Genomic DNA, 14,233 nt, shown 5'->3' with positions numbered 1-14,233 from the left:
GTGGCAATTGATGGCTAGATATCAATCGCCTGGCAACCCGAATGCCGCTTCAGACATGACGCTCCTGACATTCCGCTTCGCGCCGAGCCCGAATGGCGAGCTGCATCTCGGCCATGCCTATTCGGCCCTGCTCAATCGGCGCCTGGCGGCGCAAGCCGCTGGCCGGCTGCTCTTGCGTATCGAGGATATCGACATCAGCCGCTGCACGCCGGAATTCGAAGCCGGCATCGTTCGCGACCTGGAATGGCTGGGGCTCGAGTGGGAGCAGCCGGTGCGCCGCCAGTCCGAGCATTTCGCCGAATATCGTGCCGTGCTCGACCGTCTGATCGCCGAGGAACTGGTCTATCCCGCCTTCATGAGCCGCGGCGAAATCCGCGCCTTCATCGCCGACACCGAAAAACGCGGCCGCGACTGGCCGCGCGACCCTGATGGCGTGCCGCTCTACCCGTCGCTCGACAAGGCCTTGCCGATGAAGGAACGCAAGCGGCGGATTGCCGAGGGCATGCCGTTCGCCTGGCGCCTCGACGTCGAAGGGGCAATGGTGCGCACCTCCAAGGACCTGTCATGGACCGAATTCACCGACGAAACCATGACGGCGACGCGAACGGTCGCGGCCAACCCACGCGAATGGGGCGATGTCATCGTCGCCCGCCGCGACATCCCGACCAGCTATCATCTTGCCGTCGTTCTCGACGATGCGCTGCAGGGCGTCAGCCATGTCGTGCGCGGCCTCGACCTCTATTCGGCGACCGGCGTGCAACGCCTGTTGCAGGATCTGCTTGGCCTCGCGCCACCGCGCTACTTCCACCACCGCCTGATCCTGGGACCGGACGGCAGGAAGCTTTCGAAGAGTTTCAAGGATACCGGCCTCGCCGCGCTATGCGATGACGGCGCGTCGCCGCGGGATGTCCAGCGGCTTGTCGGATTTTGACTATAGCCGCGCCAGACCCGCCTTCAGGAGCGCCACCGCGCCGGTGAGCGCGAAGGCGCCGCCCAGGCCACAGGCGGTCGCGAGCCTCAAATCGTTGAGGGCGATGCCATGCCTGTTCGCGACCAGTACCGCAATGAAAAACCCGGCAATAAAAAGCAAGGTGTTGCCGGTCGGGCCGAAACCGCTCTCTCTCAGGATCGCGTCGAGCACGGCACCGAAAAGAAAGCCGAAAGCGGCAATGATCGCGAGCGCGCACGAAAGCTCGGTCGTATCGAGATGCAAAAACATTCCCCACCATGGCGCTGGGACGCGTCATGCCTCCGTTGGCACCGTTCGTTGAATTCAATTTAGCTTATGGATCAACCGTTTCGCTTTGCTTGCCGGATTGAACGGCATTAGAGCAATTGCCGTCATCAACCTTTCACCCACCCAGGCTCCGACAAATGCAAAGCATCAAGCGGTTCATCCCCGCCTCTTTCGTCGTCCTGTGGGCGACCGGCTTCATCGGCGCGCGCTATGCCATGCCCTGGGCGGAGCCTTTCACCTTCCTCGCTATCCGCTTCATGCTCGCGGCCATCATCCTGGCCGGCCTGACGATCCTGCTCGGTTCGCGCCGGTCGACCCGCGCGGAAGCGCTGCACGCGACGATCGCGGGCATGCTCATGCATGGCGTCTATCTCGGTGCCGTCTTCTGGGCGATTCACAGGGGCATGCCGGCCGGACTTTCGGCATTGATCGTCGGCCTGCAGCCCCTGATCACGGCGGTGCTTGCCGGCAAATTCCTCGGTGAGGCGATCCTGCCGCGCCACTGGGCCGGCCTTGCCGTCGGGCTCATCGGCGTCATCATCGTGCTGTGGCCGAAGCTTGGAACGATGGGCGGTGGCGTCACGCCGGCGACGCTGATCGCGTCGTTGATTTCCGTCCTCGGCATGAGCGCCGGCACCATCTGGCAGAAGCGCTACGCGTCCGGCGGCGACCTGGTTTCGGCGACCATGTGGCAATATGTCGGTGGCTCGGCCCTGATGATCCTGGGCTCTTTGGCTTTCGAAACACGCGCCGTCACCATCAATGGCGAGCTCATCTTCGCTTTTGCCTGGTTGGTCCTGGTGCTATCGATCGGTGCCATCTTCCTGTTGATGGTGATGATCAGGGACGGCGAAATGTCGAAGGTGGCTTCGCTATTCTACCTGGTGCCGGCTGTCACCGCCGTCATCGCCTGGGCCTTGTTCGGCGAACAGCTCAACACGCTGCAGATCGCCGGCATGGCGATCGCCACGCTTGGTGTCGGCCTGGCCACGGCGCGGCCAGCCAAGGGAAGAACTGGGGAACTGAGGAACTGAGGAACTGAGGAACTGAGGAACTGAGGAACTGAGGAACTGAGGAACTGAGGAACTGAGGAACTGAGGAAGAAGCACAATATGCCAGATATGGCCGCCTTTTTTCTTCAGTTCTTCAGTTCTTCAGTTCGTCAATTCCTCAGCCTCATCCGACCCTGGCGCGCGCTTCGAGATAGCGGCTGATCGAGGCGTTGAGCTCGCCGCCCAGGATGAAAATTGCCGACAACATGTAGAGGAAGACCACCGCGATCATGATCGAGGCAAGCCCGGCATAGGTCGTCACATAGGACGAGAAGTGGTCGAGATAGGTGGCAAAGACCGTTGAGCCGATCAGCCAGGCCACCAGCGTGAAGATGATGCCCGGTATAATCGAGAAGAACCGGCGTTTGCCGGCGGGCAGCCAGATATGCACGGCAAACAGCCCGCCGACGATGACGGTTGTGGCAATGATGTACCGCCACAGCGTGATGGTGCCCATATAGGGCTGGATCCCTTCGATATGCGCTTCGGCCAGCCGCGCCAGCAGCGGCGCGAAGACCAGAAGCACGCTGATCGCCAGGAAACCTGCCGTGGCGATCAGCACGAAGATGATGCTCTGTATCCGGCGGTAGACGATGCCGCGCGTCTCGGTCACCCGATAGGCGCGGTTGAGCGAGGTGCGCAGCGCCTCGATGCCGTTCGAGGCGAAATAGGCGGCAAGCAGCACGCCATAGGTCAGAAGGTCGGTCCGCCTGACCGTCAGCACGTTCTGGACCTCATGCGCGATCGGCTTGGCGATCTGCTCGGGCCAGGTGTCGAAGACCAGATGCACGGCCGTGTCGGCAAAGGCGCGCGCGCCAAGGAAGCTGCCGAGCGTCGTGGCAAAGATCAGGAACGGAAACAGCGCCATCAGCGACGTGATCGCCAGATGGCTGGCCATCGCCCAGCCGTCATCGGTGTTGAAATGGCCCACGGCGTCGTAGAGCACGCGTTTGAGGGCGACGATATTTCGCAGCAAGGGCCCTCGCTCCGCTCGATTGTGTCGACGCCGCGAATATGGGAAGTGATTGCGGCAAATGGCAACCCCGGCTCAGACAACGATTCCAGAAGCGAAAGAGTTGCGCACCATCATTGTCACCGGTGCCTCCTCCGGGATCGGCGCTTATTGCGCGCGGGCGCTGAAGGCGGAAGGCTGGCGAGTGTTCGCCACGGCCCGTAAGCCGGACGATATCGCCGCCCTCGCGGCGGACGGCATCGAGGCCTTCTATCTCGACTATCGTGAGCCGGGATCGATCGCCACCCTGGTCGATGCGGTGCTGGGCAAGACCGGCGGCACGCTCGATGCGCTGTTCAACAACGGCGCCTACGCGCAGCCCGGCGCTGTCGAGGACCTGCCTGTCGAGGCATTGCGCGAACAATTCGAGGCCAATTTCTTCGGCTGGCACGATCTCACCCGACGCATCGTGCCGGTCATGCGCCGCCAGGGGCACGGCCGCCTCGTCCACTGTTCCTCGATCCTCGGACTGGCGCCGGTCCGCTTTCGCGGCGCTTATTCGGCGTCCAAGCACGCCATCGAGGGCCTGATGCTGTGCCTGCGCCAGGAACTCGACGGCAGCGGTATCCATTTGTCGCTGATCGAGCCGGGACCGGTGACCTCGAAGATCGCCAGCAACGCCCTGCCTTGGCTGCTGAAGAACATCGACATCGAAAATTCCGCCCATCGCGCCGACTACGAGGCGCAGCTAGCGCGCCTGCGGGCCGGCGGCAGCGTGTCGCGGCTGAAGCCTGGACCGGAGATCGTGCATGCCGCACTGCGTCACGCGCTTCTGTCACAGCGCCCGCGCCCGCACTATGTGGTAACGGTGCCGGCTAAGATCGGCGTGGTGCTGAAACGCATCCTGCCGGCGTCCCTGCTTTATCGCGTGCTTGCCAGGCGCGCCTGAGCGAACCGAACTGGAGCCGCCAGATGGTCACCGTCCTCAAAATCCTCGCCGTTGTGGCCATGGCCGCGGTCCTGATCGTGCTGGTCCGCGGCCTCATCAACATGATGCGCGGTGGCGACGGCGTCACCTCGAACAAGCTGATGCAGGCGCGCGTGATGCTGCAGGCGGTGGCCTTGGCGCTGCTTCTGCTCGTCGTCTATTTCACCCGCAAATAACGGGCCTGGCAGTTCCCGGCAAAGTGGGACAAGGTTTTCCTGGAATTGCGTCAAAAACCGCTTAAGGGGGACGGTGTGGTCAAGCTCAACAAGATCTATACCCGCACCGGCGACGACGGCACCACGGGTCTCGGCACCGGCGAACGGCGGCTGAAATCAGACCGGCGCGTCGAGGCCTATGGCACCGTCGACGAGGCCAATGCCTGCATCGGCATGGCGCGCATTCACACCGGCGCCGGCCACCCCGCGATCGACGCCATGCTGTCGCGCATCCAGAACGACCTCTTCGATCTCGGCGCCGACCTTGCGGTCCCGGACGACGGCGAGCCACTCGAATACGAGCCTTTGCGCATCGTCGCCGCGCAGACCCACCGCGTCGAACAGGATATCGACCTCATCAACAAGGACCTGCGGCCGCTGAAGTCCTTCGTCCTCAACGGCGGTACGCCGGCGGCGGCGGCACTCCATCTCGCCCGCACCGTGGCGCGTCGCGCCGAGCGTCTCATGGTCGCGCTGGCGCAGGATCCGGCCGAGCATGTCAACCGCGAGGCGTTGAAATACATCAACCGCGTCTCGGACTTTCTGTTTGTCGCCGCCCGCGCGGTCAATGACAATGGAAATGCCGACGTGCTATGGGTGCCCGGCAAGAACCGCTGATTTTCGAAGCGGGAGGGTCCGATGTTCATCCCGCTTTACGACACCAACAGGCTGCGCCACATTCGCCTGCAATATGTGACGATCGGGTTGATCGTGGCCAATGCGCTGGTCTTTCTGGCAACCACGATCGGCGGCGAGAACTTCACCAACGCAGCGGTGCTCGGCCTCGGTTTCATCCCTTCGGTGGTCCATGACAAGGTCGAGCTCTCGCCCGAATTCGTCGTCATTCCCGAGAGCCTCAGCTATCTGACCTACTCGTTCCTGCATGCCGACATCTTCCATTTCGGCGGCAACATGCTGTTCCTGTGGGTGTTCGGCGACAATGTCGAGGATGCGCTCGGTCATCTCCGCTATCTGATCTTCTACCTGCTTTGCGCCGTCGCCGGCGCCTTCTTCCAGGGGTTGATGGCCTGGGATTCGCAGACGCCGCTGATCGGCGCCTCGGGCGCCATTGCCGGTGTCGTCGCCGCCTATCTGATCCTTTATCCCCGCGTCAAAGTCTGGGTTTTGGCCTTTGCCCGCATTCCGTTGCGCATCCCGGCCTTCATCCCGCTGATCCTGTGGATCCTGTTCCAGGTGGTGATGTTTGCCGCCGGTGGCGAAAACCAGATTTCCTGGTCCTGCCATATCGGCGGCATCATCGCCGGGTCCATCCTGGTGCTGATCCTGCGCAGCCGCGGCGTGCCGCTGTTTGCCGGCGCCGACGGCGAGCCGGATCCGACGCCCACTGTCCAGCAGGCGCCGGTTCCGACCGAGCCGCCCGTGGACGACGCATCCCAGCAGGCACCGCAATGGGGCCGTGGCGCAACATCGCCTCGGGACTGAACCGATTGAGTGCGTCGTGGGATATTGACGCGCCGGACTGCCGCCACTACGGAAGCCCCACCCGATTAGGCTGTTGAAGACCACAATTCCGTCCGGCCAGAATTCCGATTGGCCGGAATTCAGTCAGGAATGTCGGCTTTCGACAACTCTAGGCATATGCGTGCTGCTATAGCGCGCCCGATCTATCTCAGAAGAGGTGACAGGAAATGAAGATCCTTGTGCCCGTGAAGCGGGTTGTGGACGCCAACGTCAAGGTCCGGGTGAAATCCGACGGACTGGGTGTCGAGCTTGCCAACGTCAAGATGGCGATGAACCCGTTTGACGAGATCGCGGTCGAGGAAGCGATCCGGATCAAGGAAGCCGGCAAGGCGGAAGAGATCATCGTGGTGTCGATCGGCCCGCAGCAGGCGCAGGAAACGCTGCGCACCGCGCTTGCCATGGGCGCCGATCGCGCCATCCTGGTCAAGACCGACGAGCAGACCGAGCCGCTGGGTGTGGCCAAGGTGCTGAAGGGCGTGGTCGATGCAGAGCAGCCCGGCCTGGTCATCCTCGGCAAGCAGGCGATCGACGACGATTCGAACCAGACCGGCCAAATGCTGGCGGCGCTGCTTGGCTGGGCGCAAGGGACATTCGCTTCCAAGATCGTGCTCGAAGGCGACAAGGCCAAGGTGACGCGCGAAGTCGACGGCGGCCTGCAGACCGTCGAGTTGAAGATGCCGGCGATCGTCACCGCCGACCTGCGCCTCAACCAGCCGCGCTATGCGTCCTTGCCCAACATCATGAAGGCCAAGAAGAAGCCGCTCGACGAGAAGAGCCCGGCCGACTACGGCGCCGACGTCAAGCCGCGCCTCAAGGTGGTCAAGACCGAGGAGCCGAGCGGCCGTAAGGCGGGCGTCAAGGTCAAGAGCGTTGCCGAGTTGGTCGACAAGCTGAAGAACGAAGCCGGCGTGCTCTGAGATCGGAAGGAACAGATAAAATGGCTATTCTCCTCATCGCCGAACACGACAACGCAAGCCTTTCCGACCAGACCGCCAAGACGCTGACGACCGCGCTGCAGATCGGCTCCGATGTCGACGTGCTCGTCGCCGGCAAGGGCGCCAAGGGCGCCGCCGACGCCGCCGCCAAGCTGAAGGGCGTGCGCAAGGTGCTGCTGGCCGAAGCCGACGAGCTTGCCGAGCGCCTCGCCGAGCCGACGGCGGCCCTCGTTGTGTCGCTGGCAGGCGCTTACGACACCATCATCGCCCCGGCCACCTCGTCCGGCAAGAATGTCGCCCCCCGCGTCGCGGCCCTGCTCGACGTCGCGCAGGTGTCGGAAATCATCGAAGTGGTCTCGCCCGACACCTTCAAGCGCCCGATCTATGCCGGCAACGCCATCCAGACCGTGCAGTCGACCGACGCCAAGAAGGTCATCACCGTGCGCACCGCCTCCTTCACGGCGGCGCCCGAAGGCGGTTCAGCCTCGGTCGAGACGGTCGGCGCAGCCGCCAATCCGGGCCTCTCCTCTTTCGTCGAGAACAAGCTCTCGGAGAACGACCGTCCGGAGCTGACCTCGGCCAAGATCATCATCTCCGGCGGCCGCGCGCTCGGCTCCTCGGAGAAGTTCCAGGAGGTCATCCTGCCGGTTGCCGACAAGCTCGGCGCCGCCGTCGGCGCAAGCCGAGCCGCCGTCGATGCCGGCTACGCGCCGAACGACTGGCAGGTCGGCCAGACCGGCAAGGTGGTCGCGCCCGACCTCTACATCGCCGTCGGCATCTCCGGCGCCATCCAGCACCTCGCCGGCATGAAGGACTCCAAGGTCATCGTGGCCATCAACAAGGACGAGGAAGCGCCGATCTTCCAGGTTGCCGATTACGGCCTGGTTGGCGATCTCTTTGTCATCCTGCCGGAGCTGCAAAAGGCGCTTTGACGCGTTCTACCTGGACGTACTAAATTGTGAAGGGTGGGGTAGACGAAGTCGCCCCGCCCTTTTAGTTTGCACTGCACAAAATGCGGGCCACCAAGGCTCAAAGCAGTTCCAGGAAAAGTGCGTCGCGGTTTTCCGTTGGGAATTGCGTTAAACAAGCAGATGAGAGCGTTTTCGCGCCTCCCAGAGGCGGAGATGCTCCGGACGGGATCGGGGTAATGAGCAAGATCGAGACGATCGGTATTGTCGGCGCGGGTCAGATGGGCGGCGGCATCGCCCATGTCTCGGCGTTGGGTGGCTACAAGGTGCTGATCCACGATCTGTCACCCGACCGCATCGAGAAGGGCATTGCCACCATCAGCGGCAACATGGCTCGCCAGGTTGGCTCCGGTAAGCTTGAGGAGAAGGCGCGCAATGACGCGATGGCGCGCATCTCGGCCGCCCCGACCATGGCCGACCTCGCCGCCGCCGATCTGGTGATCGAGGCCGCGACCGAGGACGAGACGGTCAAGCGCAAGATCTACGCCCAGCTCTGCCCGCAGCTCAATCCGGAAGCGATCCTGGCGACCAACACCTCATCGATCTCGATCACCCGGCTCGCCGCGCAGACCGACCGTCCCGAACGCTTCATCGGCATTCATTTCATGAACCCGGTGCCGGTGATGAAGCTGGTCGAGCTGGTGCGTGGCATCGCCACCGAGGACCAGACCTTCGAGGCGGCCAAGTCCTATGTGAAGCACCTCGACAAGACGATCACCGTGTCCGAGGATTTCCCGGCTTTCATCGTCAACCGCATCCTTTTGCCGATGATCAACGAGGCGATCTACACGCTTTACGAAGGCGTCGGCTCGGTCGATGCCATCGACACCGCCATGCGGCTCGGCGCCAACCATCCGATGGGACCGCTGCAGCTCGCCGACTTCATCGGCCTCGACACCTGTCTGTCGATCATGCAGGTGCTGCATGAGGGCCTGTCGGATTCGAAATACCGTCCATGCCCGCTGCTGGTGAAATATGTCGAGGCCGGCTGGCTCGGCCGCAAGACCGGCCGCGGCTTCTACGACTATCGCGGCGAACATCCGGTGCCGACGCGCTGAACCTGGCAGAGCAATTCCAGGAAAAGTGTGAGCGGTTTTCCGTCCGGAATTGTGTCAAAATAAAGAGTTAGAGCGCTTCGCCGTTTCCATGAAACGGTGAAACGCTCTAGGGCGGTTCAGCGTTTTAAGGTATCGCAGAACCGCTCTAACTCTTTGTTTTTACGCAATTCCGGACGGAACCCGCGACACACTTTTCCTGGAATCGCTCTGCCTCAGGACGCCGCCGCAAGCGGCGTCGGCGCTGTCTCGTCACTGATATCGTCTTCCGGTGCCGCCGAAACGCAGCCTCGCCCGGCCGCCTTGGCGGCATAGCAGGCGGCATCGGCGCGGGCGATGATCTCGTCCACCTCGCCGCAGCCGGCCCGGATCGGCGCAAGCCCGATGCTGGCGCCGATCGAATGCGGGCGGCCGTCCCAATTGAAATTCAGGTTGCGGATGGCATCGATGATCGAGCGCGCCGCGATCGGCGCGCGGGCAAGCGCGCCCGCCTTCAGGATGACGGCGAATTCGTCGCCGCCGAGCCGCGCCACGATATCCTCAGGACCCAGCACGTCGCGGATGGCATCGGCCACCCGCTTCAGCAGCGCATCGCCCGCGGCGTGGCCACCGGTATCGTTGACCGCCTTGAAGTGATCGAGATCGACGAACATGAACTGATGCTCGCCGCCACTGAGCCGGCACTGATCGACCAGGTCTTCCATGGTGCGGATGAAGCTCGAGCGGTTGGCAAGCCCGGTCAGCGCGTCGTGGGCGGCGGCATAGGCCAGCTGGCGCTGCAGCGCGCGCGCATCGGTGAAGTCCTGGAAGACGATGACCAGGCCGCAGAATTCGCTGCGGTCGTTCATGATCGGCGACACCACCTGGCGGATGCTGCAGCGCGTGTCGTCGCGGCGGACAAGAACGGCGCGGGTGTTCTGGTCGCTGTGACTGCGGTCGCCGGCCAAAGGTCGTGTCAGACCGATCCGCTGGCCGGTTTCCTCATCGACCGCCCAGTAGACATGGCCGAGCACCTTGCCCAGCGCCTCGCCGGCGGTAATGCCGGTAAGCTTTTCGGCGACCGGGTTCATGAAGGTGACGCGGTTGGCGGCATCGGTGCAGATGACCGCATCGCCGATCGACTGCAGCGTCACCCTGAGCCGCTCCTTTTCGTCGGCCAGCATCGCCGCCGAAACCATGAGGCGCGCCTCGGCCTCCTTGCGCTGGGTGATGTCGGTCAAGCTGCCGATGGCCCTGACCAGCCGCCCTTCGGCGTCACGCTCGATCGCCTTGCCGCGATCGAGGATCCAGACCCAGTGGCCGTCCTTGTGCTGCATGCGGAATTCGGCTTCGAAGAAAGGCGTCTCATCGGCAAGATGCGCCCGGTCCGCTTCGGCGACGCGTTCGCGGTCGTCCGGATGGATCATGGTCAGCCAACGGTCCGGGTCGCCGTCGAGCTCGCCATCCGCATAGCCCAGCATATTCACCCAGGTCTCGGAATAGGTCGTGCCGCCCTTGTGAATGTCTAGGCTCCAAACGCCTTGTCCGGCGCTGGTGAGCGCGAAATTCCAGCGTGTTTCGGCCTCGGCGATGCGTGCCTCGGCCTGCTTGCGGGCATCGATGTCCTCGATTTGCGACACGAGATAGAGCGGCTTGCCGGTCTCTTCGTCGCGAATGACCGAGCCGGCGAGTTGCGACCAGACGGGGGTTCCGTCTTTCTTGAGATAGCGCTTTTCGAAGTGGAAGGAATCGATCTTGCCTTCCTTCAGACTGATCATGGTCTCGCGCCCGATCTGCAGATCCTCGGGATGGGTGATCTGGAAGAAGGTCAGCGCCTCGATCTCCGCGCGGCTGTAGCCCAGCATGGCGGCAAAGGCCGGATTGGCCTGCAGGATGCGCCCATCAAGGCCGACGATGGCAACGCCGATCGCCGAGTCCTCCATGGCGCGGCGGAAGCGCTGCTCGCTCTCCGCGATCTGCCTGCGGTCGTCGACCAAGCGATGAATGAAGAGCGCCGAGAGGAACAGCATGGCGGCCGTGATGGCGACGGAAATCTGCAGGGCAGGCTTCAGCGCGTCCGCGCCAAACTCCAGGCGAGGCAGCAGGATCGACAGGGCAACGGCAAGGACACCGACGGCCAGCAATCCCTGCGCGGCGTGCCTGTCGACACGAAGCCTTTTCCAGTTCAACCCCGTCACAATGCGATCCCACCCCAACACGCAACTGCACGTTGCCACAACCCTGGCGGATCGATTTTAAGGAATGGTTGCGTGGACGGTAGCGGCCACTCCGGTAACCGGCAAACAATTGCCGGCATGATTAAGGGACTGCTACCAGCGGATGAAAAGTCGCCCACCGATGGCGCCGAGCAGAGCCAGGAAGGCGATGGCGATCGTATACCAGGTGGCGACGAACAGCGGCGAATCGTCGAAGCAATGCGCGGCGTAGAATGTTGCCGCAAGCCCTCCGGCGAGCAGACCGGCGGCCGCTCCCGCAAGCACCGGCCGGGTCGGCGCGCCATAGCGCAGCATGCCGAGGAAGATCGCCAGCGGACCGATGCCGATCAGCGGAATGAAGCTCATGCAGACCATCATGTTGGAGCCGATCATTCGACGGCTCCACTCGGTTTGCGGCACCACAAAGAGTTCCAGCGCCACCGCCAGCATGACCAGCACGGGCGCCGCGATCATCCAGGCCATCGCCCGCCTCGTCGCGGCGCCCGGCATCGACAGAACGCGGATGAGCGCGAAGGCGCTGGCGGCGAGCACCAGTGTGAAGACGAATTTCGACATGAAGCGCATCGTGTGCATGGCCGGCATGATGTCGGGGCGCGGTCCGATGGTCGCAAAGAAAACCACTGCGGCGATCGCCACCGCCACGCCGGCGGCAAGCCACCAGGCCTTGCCGAGCGGCATCGCCTTGTCGCGGGCGTCGGCGTCGAGCGCTTTGATGAGATCTTCGGTTCTCATGTCATTGCCGTCCGAACCGTTTGGCGATCGCGGCCAGGCCGCGATGCAGCGACACCCGCACCGCCGTCTCGGTGATGCCGAGCTTGCTAGCCGTCTCGCCGATCGAATGGCCGTCGACCGAAATCGAGGAAACGACGGAACGCTGCGCCGGCGGCAGGCCGTCGAGCGCCCGGTTGATGTCGCGCTCGCTGACGGTCTCGGTTTCCGGCTCGGCAAAGGTTTCGGCGATGTCGTCGATCTCGATCTCGATGCGCCGTCCGCGCCGACGAAAGGCATCGATCAGCTTGAAACGAGCGATCGCATAGATCCACGGCAACACCGGCGCGTCCTGGCGCCAGGTGTGACGTTTGACATGAATGGCCAGCAAGGTTTCCTGCACGACATCCTCGGGATCGACCCCGCCCTGAACGATCTTGCGCCGGACAAAACCGCGCACCAGCGCGGCGATCCGGTGCAGAAAGTCGGCGTAAGCCCTTTCGTCTCCCGCGATCGCGGCCCTTAGTAGCCCGGACAGCTCGGCCTCGTCCTTGCCGGTCACAAGAGTTTACCCCCGAAGTTCGCGTCTCGGCCTTGGTTTGTTACGTGGCCGGCGAAATAATGTCCAAGCCAAAACCACGGCAAATCACGAAAGTTTGCGGGCCTCGTTCTCACCTGGCGCCGAATGCAGCGCCCCAAAAACATCTCCAGCCCCTGCGAACCGTCAGCTTCACGCGTTTGCGACGGTATTTTTTCCGCAAGGCGCTCAGGATCTCGAGATGCGTCTTGTCGATATCCGGACTTGACACGGGGTCCTTCGCATGGGGCAGCTGCGCCAATGCCCGCGCATGCATATCCGCGTAGGGCTGTGAATCATATGTATCGAAAGGTGTCGGCGGATAGTTGAGCACAGTCGGATTGGTGTTGATCTCGAACACCTGAATGCAGCCATCGACAATGGTGTAATCGATCCGACCGTATGAAATCCTGGCCTTGTCGAAGATCGGCATCAACGCGCCTGCATGCGGATTGTCGCGAACATAGGCGGCGTGTTCGGCCAGCTGTTGTCCCGACATGCCCTTGCCCGGATCTTTAACGAACCACTGCTCGCTGGCGAAGCAGTGCTGCGCGTAGCTGTGCGCGCCGATGCGATAGGCCGCGTATTTTCTGTAGCTGCCGTCGACCGCCGCTTTCGATCCGAACTCCACCACCATGGGACGAACAAAATTCATCTTGTCGAGCTTCGAAAGCTCCTGGTCGAGTTCGGCCCTTGACGACAAGAGCCGCGGCGTCTTGTACGTCGCACCGGCCTCGTCGCGTAGAAAAACAGGGAACCGCATCCGCTCGGGTAGAGTTTCCGGCCGGTATACGTTGAAATCATTGGTACCATCCGAAAACAGCATGCGCAGCAGATCGAAACGCTGGACGGTTTGCCGGGGATGATTGAATTGGAGGAGTTCGGGCTGCCTCAGTCTCATGCTCTCACTGAGATTGGCGCTTGCCTCGATCTCGGCATCGCTCAGGCGGTCCAAATCCGTCCAGATCGCCGAGCCACGGGATATCCCGAGCAGATGCGCGCTTTCGTCATGGGGAACGAAGCGGACAAAATCCTGCAGATCGGTTCGAAAATAGAGCAGCAGGCTTGCCAGAGTGTTGGCATGTGAGCGATGGCAAATGTAGAAGATCATGAAGAACCCACCCTCCCTCATGTATCCTCAACGGCGGGTATAAGGAAATCACCCATTTGATGGTCAGGTCGAGCACCACTCTGCGATGATAGCAGTAGCATTTCGTCAACTTGCAGAAGACATGATCCCGGAAATGGTTGCCATGGAGACGGCAACCTGGGGCGCTTGGCGCCAGCGAAGAGGCGATCCGGCGTCGCCTTTCGCTTGGGCATACAATGATCGTGGCCATGGTCGAGAACGCTATTGCGGGTGCAATCTGCTTCGTGGAAACCTGCCAGGACCCTCGCGAGACGGAAAAGTTCCCCCGGACTTTCGCCGCTTACTCTTCGCTTGCCAGGAGTGAACCGGCACGATCGCTCTATGTTTATAATCTTGGCATACGGCCGGAGTTTCGCGGCACCGACATGGCACGCCGCCTCTTGTCGCAGCTGATCGACCGTGGCCGCCGGGTCGGCGCGCGTTGGCTGGTCGGCGATGGACGTTGCCCGTCCTATGCCGGGGCGCAGGACGACTTTCCAGACAAGGTCCGAACGGATCCGGCATTTCGCCAGACCATCGACGATTGGCATCGCACAGGCGTGATGCCATCAGTCAAGTCGATAACGAAGGACCCGCTGCTGCGCTTCTACAGGCGCGTTCTAGGCTGTGAATTTCTGCATCTGGCGCCCGGGTTTCTGCCCGAAGACCTGAGTTCCGGTGGCTTTCGCGTCATCTTCGCCGTTGATCTCGACCGGTGA

The 14,233-nt window shown here is 62.7% G+C and carries 16 protein-coding genes; 10 read left to right on the top strand and 6 right to left on the bottom strand.

The genetic code is table 11. The features are described from left to right. Nucleotides 1–55: 55 nt before the first annotated feature. Complete coding sequence (gluQRS, locus tag AB6802_RS25995) at nt 56–931, top strand: tRNA glutamyl-Q(34) synthetase GluQRS (protein ID WP_371013074.1); 876 nt, start codon at nt 56–58, stop codon at nt 929–931. Here gluQRS and AB6802_RS25990 read toward each other — a convergent pair whose 3' ends face one another. Continuing rightward, nucleotides 932–1,219 (bottom strand): hypothetical protein, encoded by a 288-nt coding sequence (locus AB6802_RS25990; RefSeq protein WP_371013058.1) that lies wholly within the window; start codon nt 1,217–1,219, stop codon nt 932–934. 155 nt (nt 1,220–1,374) lie between these two features. On the opposite strand from AB6802_RS25990, the gene AB6802_RS25985 reads away from it, so the two are divergent. After that, nucleotides 1,375–2,271 (top strand): DMT family transporter, encoded by an 897-nt coding sequence (locus tag AB6802_RS25985; protein ID WP_371013057.1) that lies wholly within the window; start codon nt 1,375–1,377, stop codon nt 2,269–2,271. Nucleotides 2,272–2,413: 142 nt separating this feature from the next. Here AB6802_RS25985 and AB6802_RS25980 read toward each other — a convergent pair whose 3' ends face one another. Next, nucleotides 2,414–3,265 carry a YihY/virulence factor BrkB family protein gene (locus tag AB6802_RS25980; protein WP_371013056.1) on the bottom strand — a complete coding sequence of 284 codons (852 nt, stop codon included), beginning with the start codon at nt 3,263–3,265 and terminating at the stop codon, nt 2,414–2,416. A gap of 58 nt (nt 3,266–3,323) precedes the next feature. Here AB6802_RS25980 and AB6802_RS25975 point away from each other — a divergent pair, with 58 nt between their 5' ends. From AB6802_RS25975 to AB6802_RS25945, 7 genes are all read left to right on the top strand, one after another. Next, nucleotides 3,324–4,190, top strand: coding sequence for an SDR family oxidoreductase (locus tag AB6802_RS25975; protein WP_371013055.1), 867 nt, complete (start codon nt 3,324–3,326; stop codon nt 4,188–4,190). A gap of 23 nt (nt 4,191–4,213) precedes the next feature. After that, the gene (locus AB6802_RS25970) at nt 4,214–4,405 is read left to right on the top strand and encodes a twin transmembrane helix small protein (protein WP_371013054.1); all 192 of its coding nucleotides are present in this window, start codon (nt 4,214–4,216) and stop codon (nt 4,403–4,405) included. Between the two features lie 75 nt (nt 4,406–4,480). Beyond that, complete coding sequence (locus AB6802_RS25965) at nt 4,481–5,062, top strand: cob(I)yrinic acid a,c-diamide adenosyltransferase (RefSeq protein ID WP_371013053.1); 582 nt, start codon at nt 4,481–4,483, stop codon at nt 5,060–5,062. A gap of 21 nt (nt 5,063–5,083) precedes the next feature. Next, the gene (locus AB6802_RS25960) at nt 5,084–5,887 is read left to right on the top strand and encodes a rhomboid family intramembrane serine protease (protein ID WP_371013052.1); all 804 of its coding nucleotides are present in this window, start codon (nt 5,084–5,086) and stop codon (nt 5,885–5,887) included. Nucleotides 5,888–6,093: 206 nt separating this feature from the next. Further along, nucleotides 6,094–6,843, top strand: coding sequence for an electron transfer flavoprotein subunit beta/FixA family protein (locus tag AB6802_RS25955; protein WP_371013051.1), 750 nt, complete (start codon nt 6,094–6,096; stop codon nt 6,841–6,843). Between the two features lie 20 nt (nt 6,844–6,863). Further along, nucleotides 6,864–7,793 carry an electron transfer flavoprotein subunit alpha/FixB family protein gene (locus tag AB6802_RS25950; RefSeq protein ID WP_371013050.1) on the top strand — a complete coding sequence of 310 codons (930 nt, stop codon included), beginning with the start codon at nt 6,864–6,866 and terminating at the stop codon, nt 7,791–7,793. A 215-nt stretch (nt 7,794–8,008) separates the two neighbouring features. Further along, nucleotides 8,009–8,887 carry a 3-hydroxybutyryl-CoA dehydrogenase gene (locus tag AB6802_RS25945; RefSeq protein ID WP_371013049.1) on the top strand — a complete coding sequence of 293 codons (879 nt, stop codon included), beginning with the start codon at nt 8,009–8,011 and terminating at the stop codon, nt 8,885–8,887. 212 nt (nt 8,888–9,099) lie between these two features. Here AB6802_RS25945 and AB6802_RS25940 read toward each other — a convergent pair whose 3' ends face one another. The 4 genes from AB6802_RS25940 to AB6802_RS25925 form a co-directional block, all read right to left on the bottom strand. After that, complete coding sequence (locus tag AB6802_RS25940) at nt 9,100–11,061, bottom strand: PAS domain S-box protein (protein ID WP_371013048.1); 1,962 nt, start codon at nt 11,059–11,061, stop codon at nt 9,100–9,102. A gap of 132 nt (nt 11,062–11,193) precedes the next feature. Further along, nucleotides 11,194–11,832 (bottom strand): NrsF family protein, encoded by a 639-nt coding sequence (locus AB6802_RS25935; RefSeq protein WP_371013047.1) that lies wholly within the window; start codon nt 11,830–11,832, stop codon nt 11,194–11,196. A 1-nt stretch (nt 11,833) separates the two neighbouring features. After that, nucleotides 11,834–12,370: a sigma-70 family RNA polymerase sigma factor gene (locus AB6802_RS25930; protein ID WP_371013046.1), complete on the bottom strand. Its 537-nt coding sequence runs from the start codon at nt 12,368–12,370 to the stop codon at nt 11,834–11,836. A gap of 109 nt (nt 12,371–12,479) precedes the next feature. Continuing rightward, nucleotides 12,480–13,496 carry a hypothetical protein gene (locus AB6802_RS25925; protein ID WP_371013045.1) on the bottom strand — a complete coding sequence of 339 codons (1,017 nt, stop codon included), beginning with the start codon at nt 13,494–13,496 and terminating at the stop codon, nt 12,480–12,482. Nucleotides 13,497–13,711: 215 nt separating this feature from the next. On the opposite strand from AB6802_RS25925, the gene AB6802_RS25920 reads away from it, so the two are divergent. Beyond that, nucleotides 13,712–14,233: a hypothetical protein gene (locus tag AB6802_RS25920; RefSeq protein ID WP_371013044.1), complete on the top strand. Its 522-nt coding sequence runs from the start codon at nt 13,712–13,714 to the stop codon at nt 14,231–14,233.

The sequence above is a fragment of the Mesorhizobium sp. RCC_202 genome, from assembly GCF_041355295.1.
In the GTDB taxonomy this organism is placed as follows: domain Bacteria; phylum Pseudomonadota; class Alphaproteobacteria; order Rhizobiales; family Rhizobiaceae; genus Mesorhizobium.
Note: the sequence above shows the minus strand (reverse complement) of the source record. Positions and strands in the feature narration are given on the sequence as shown.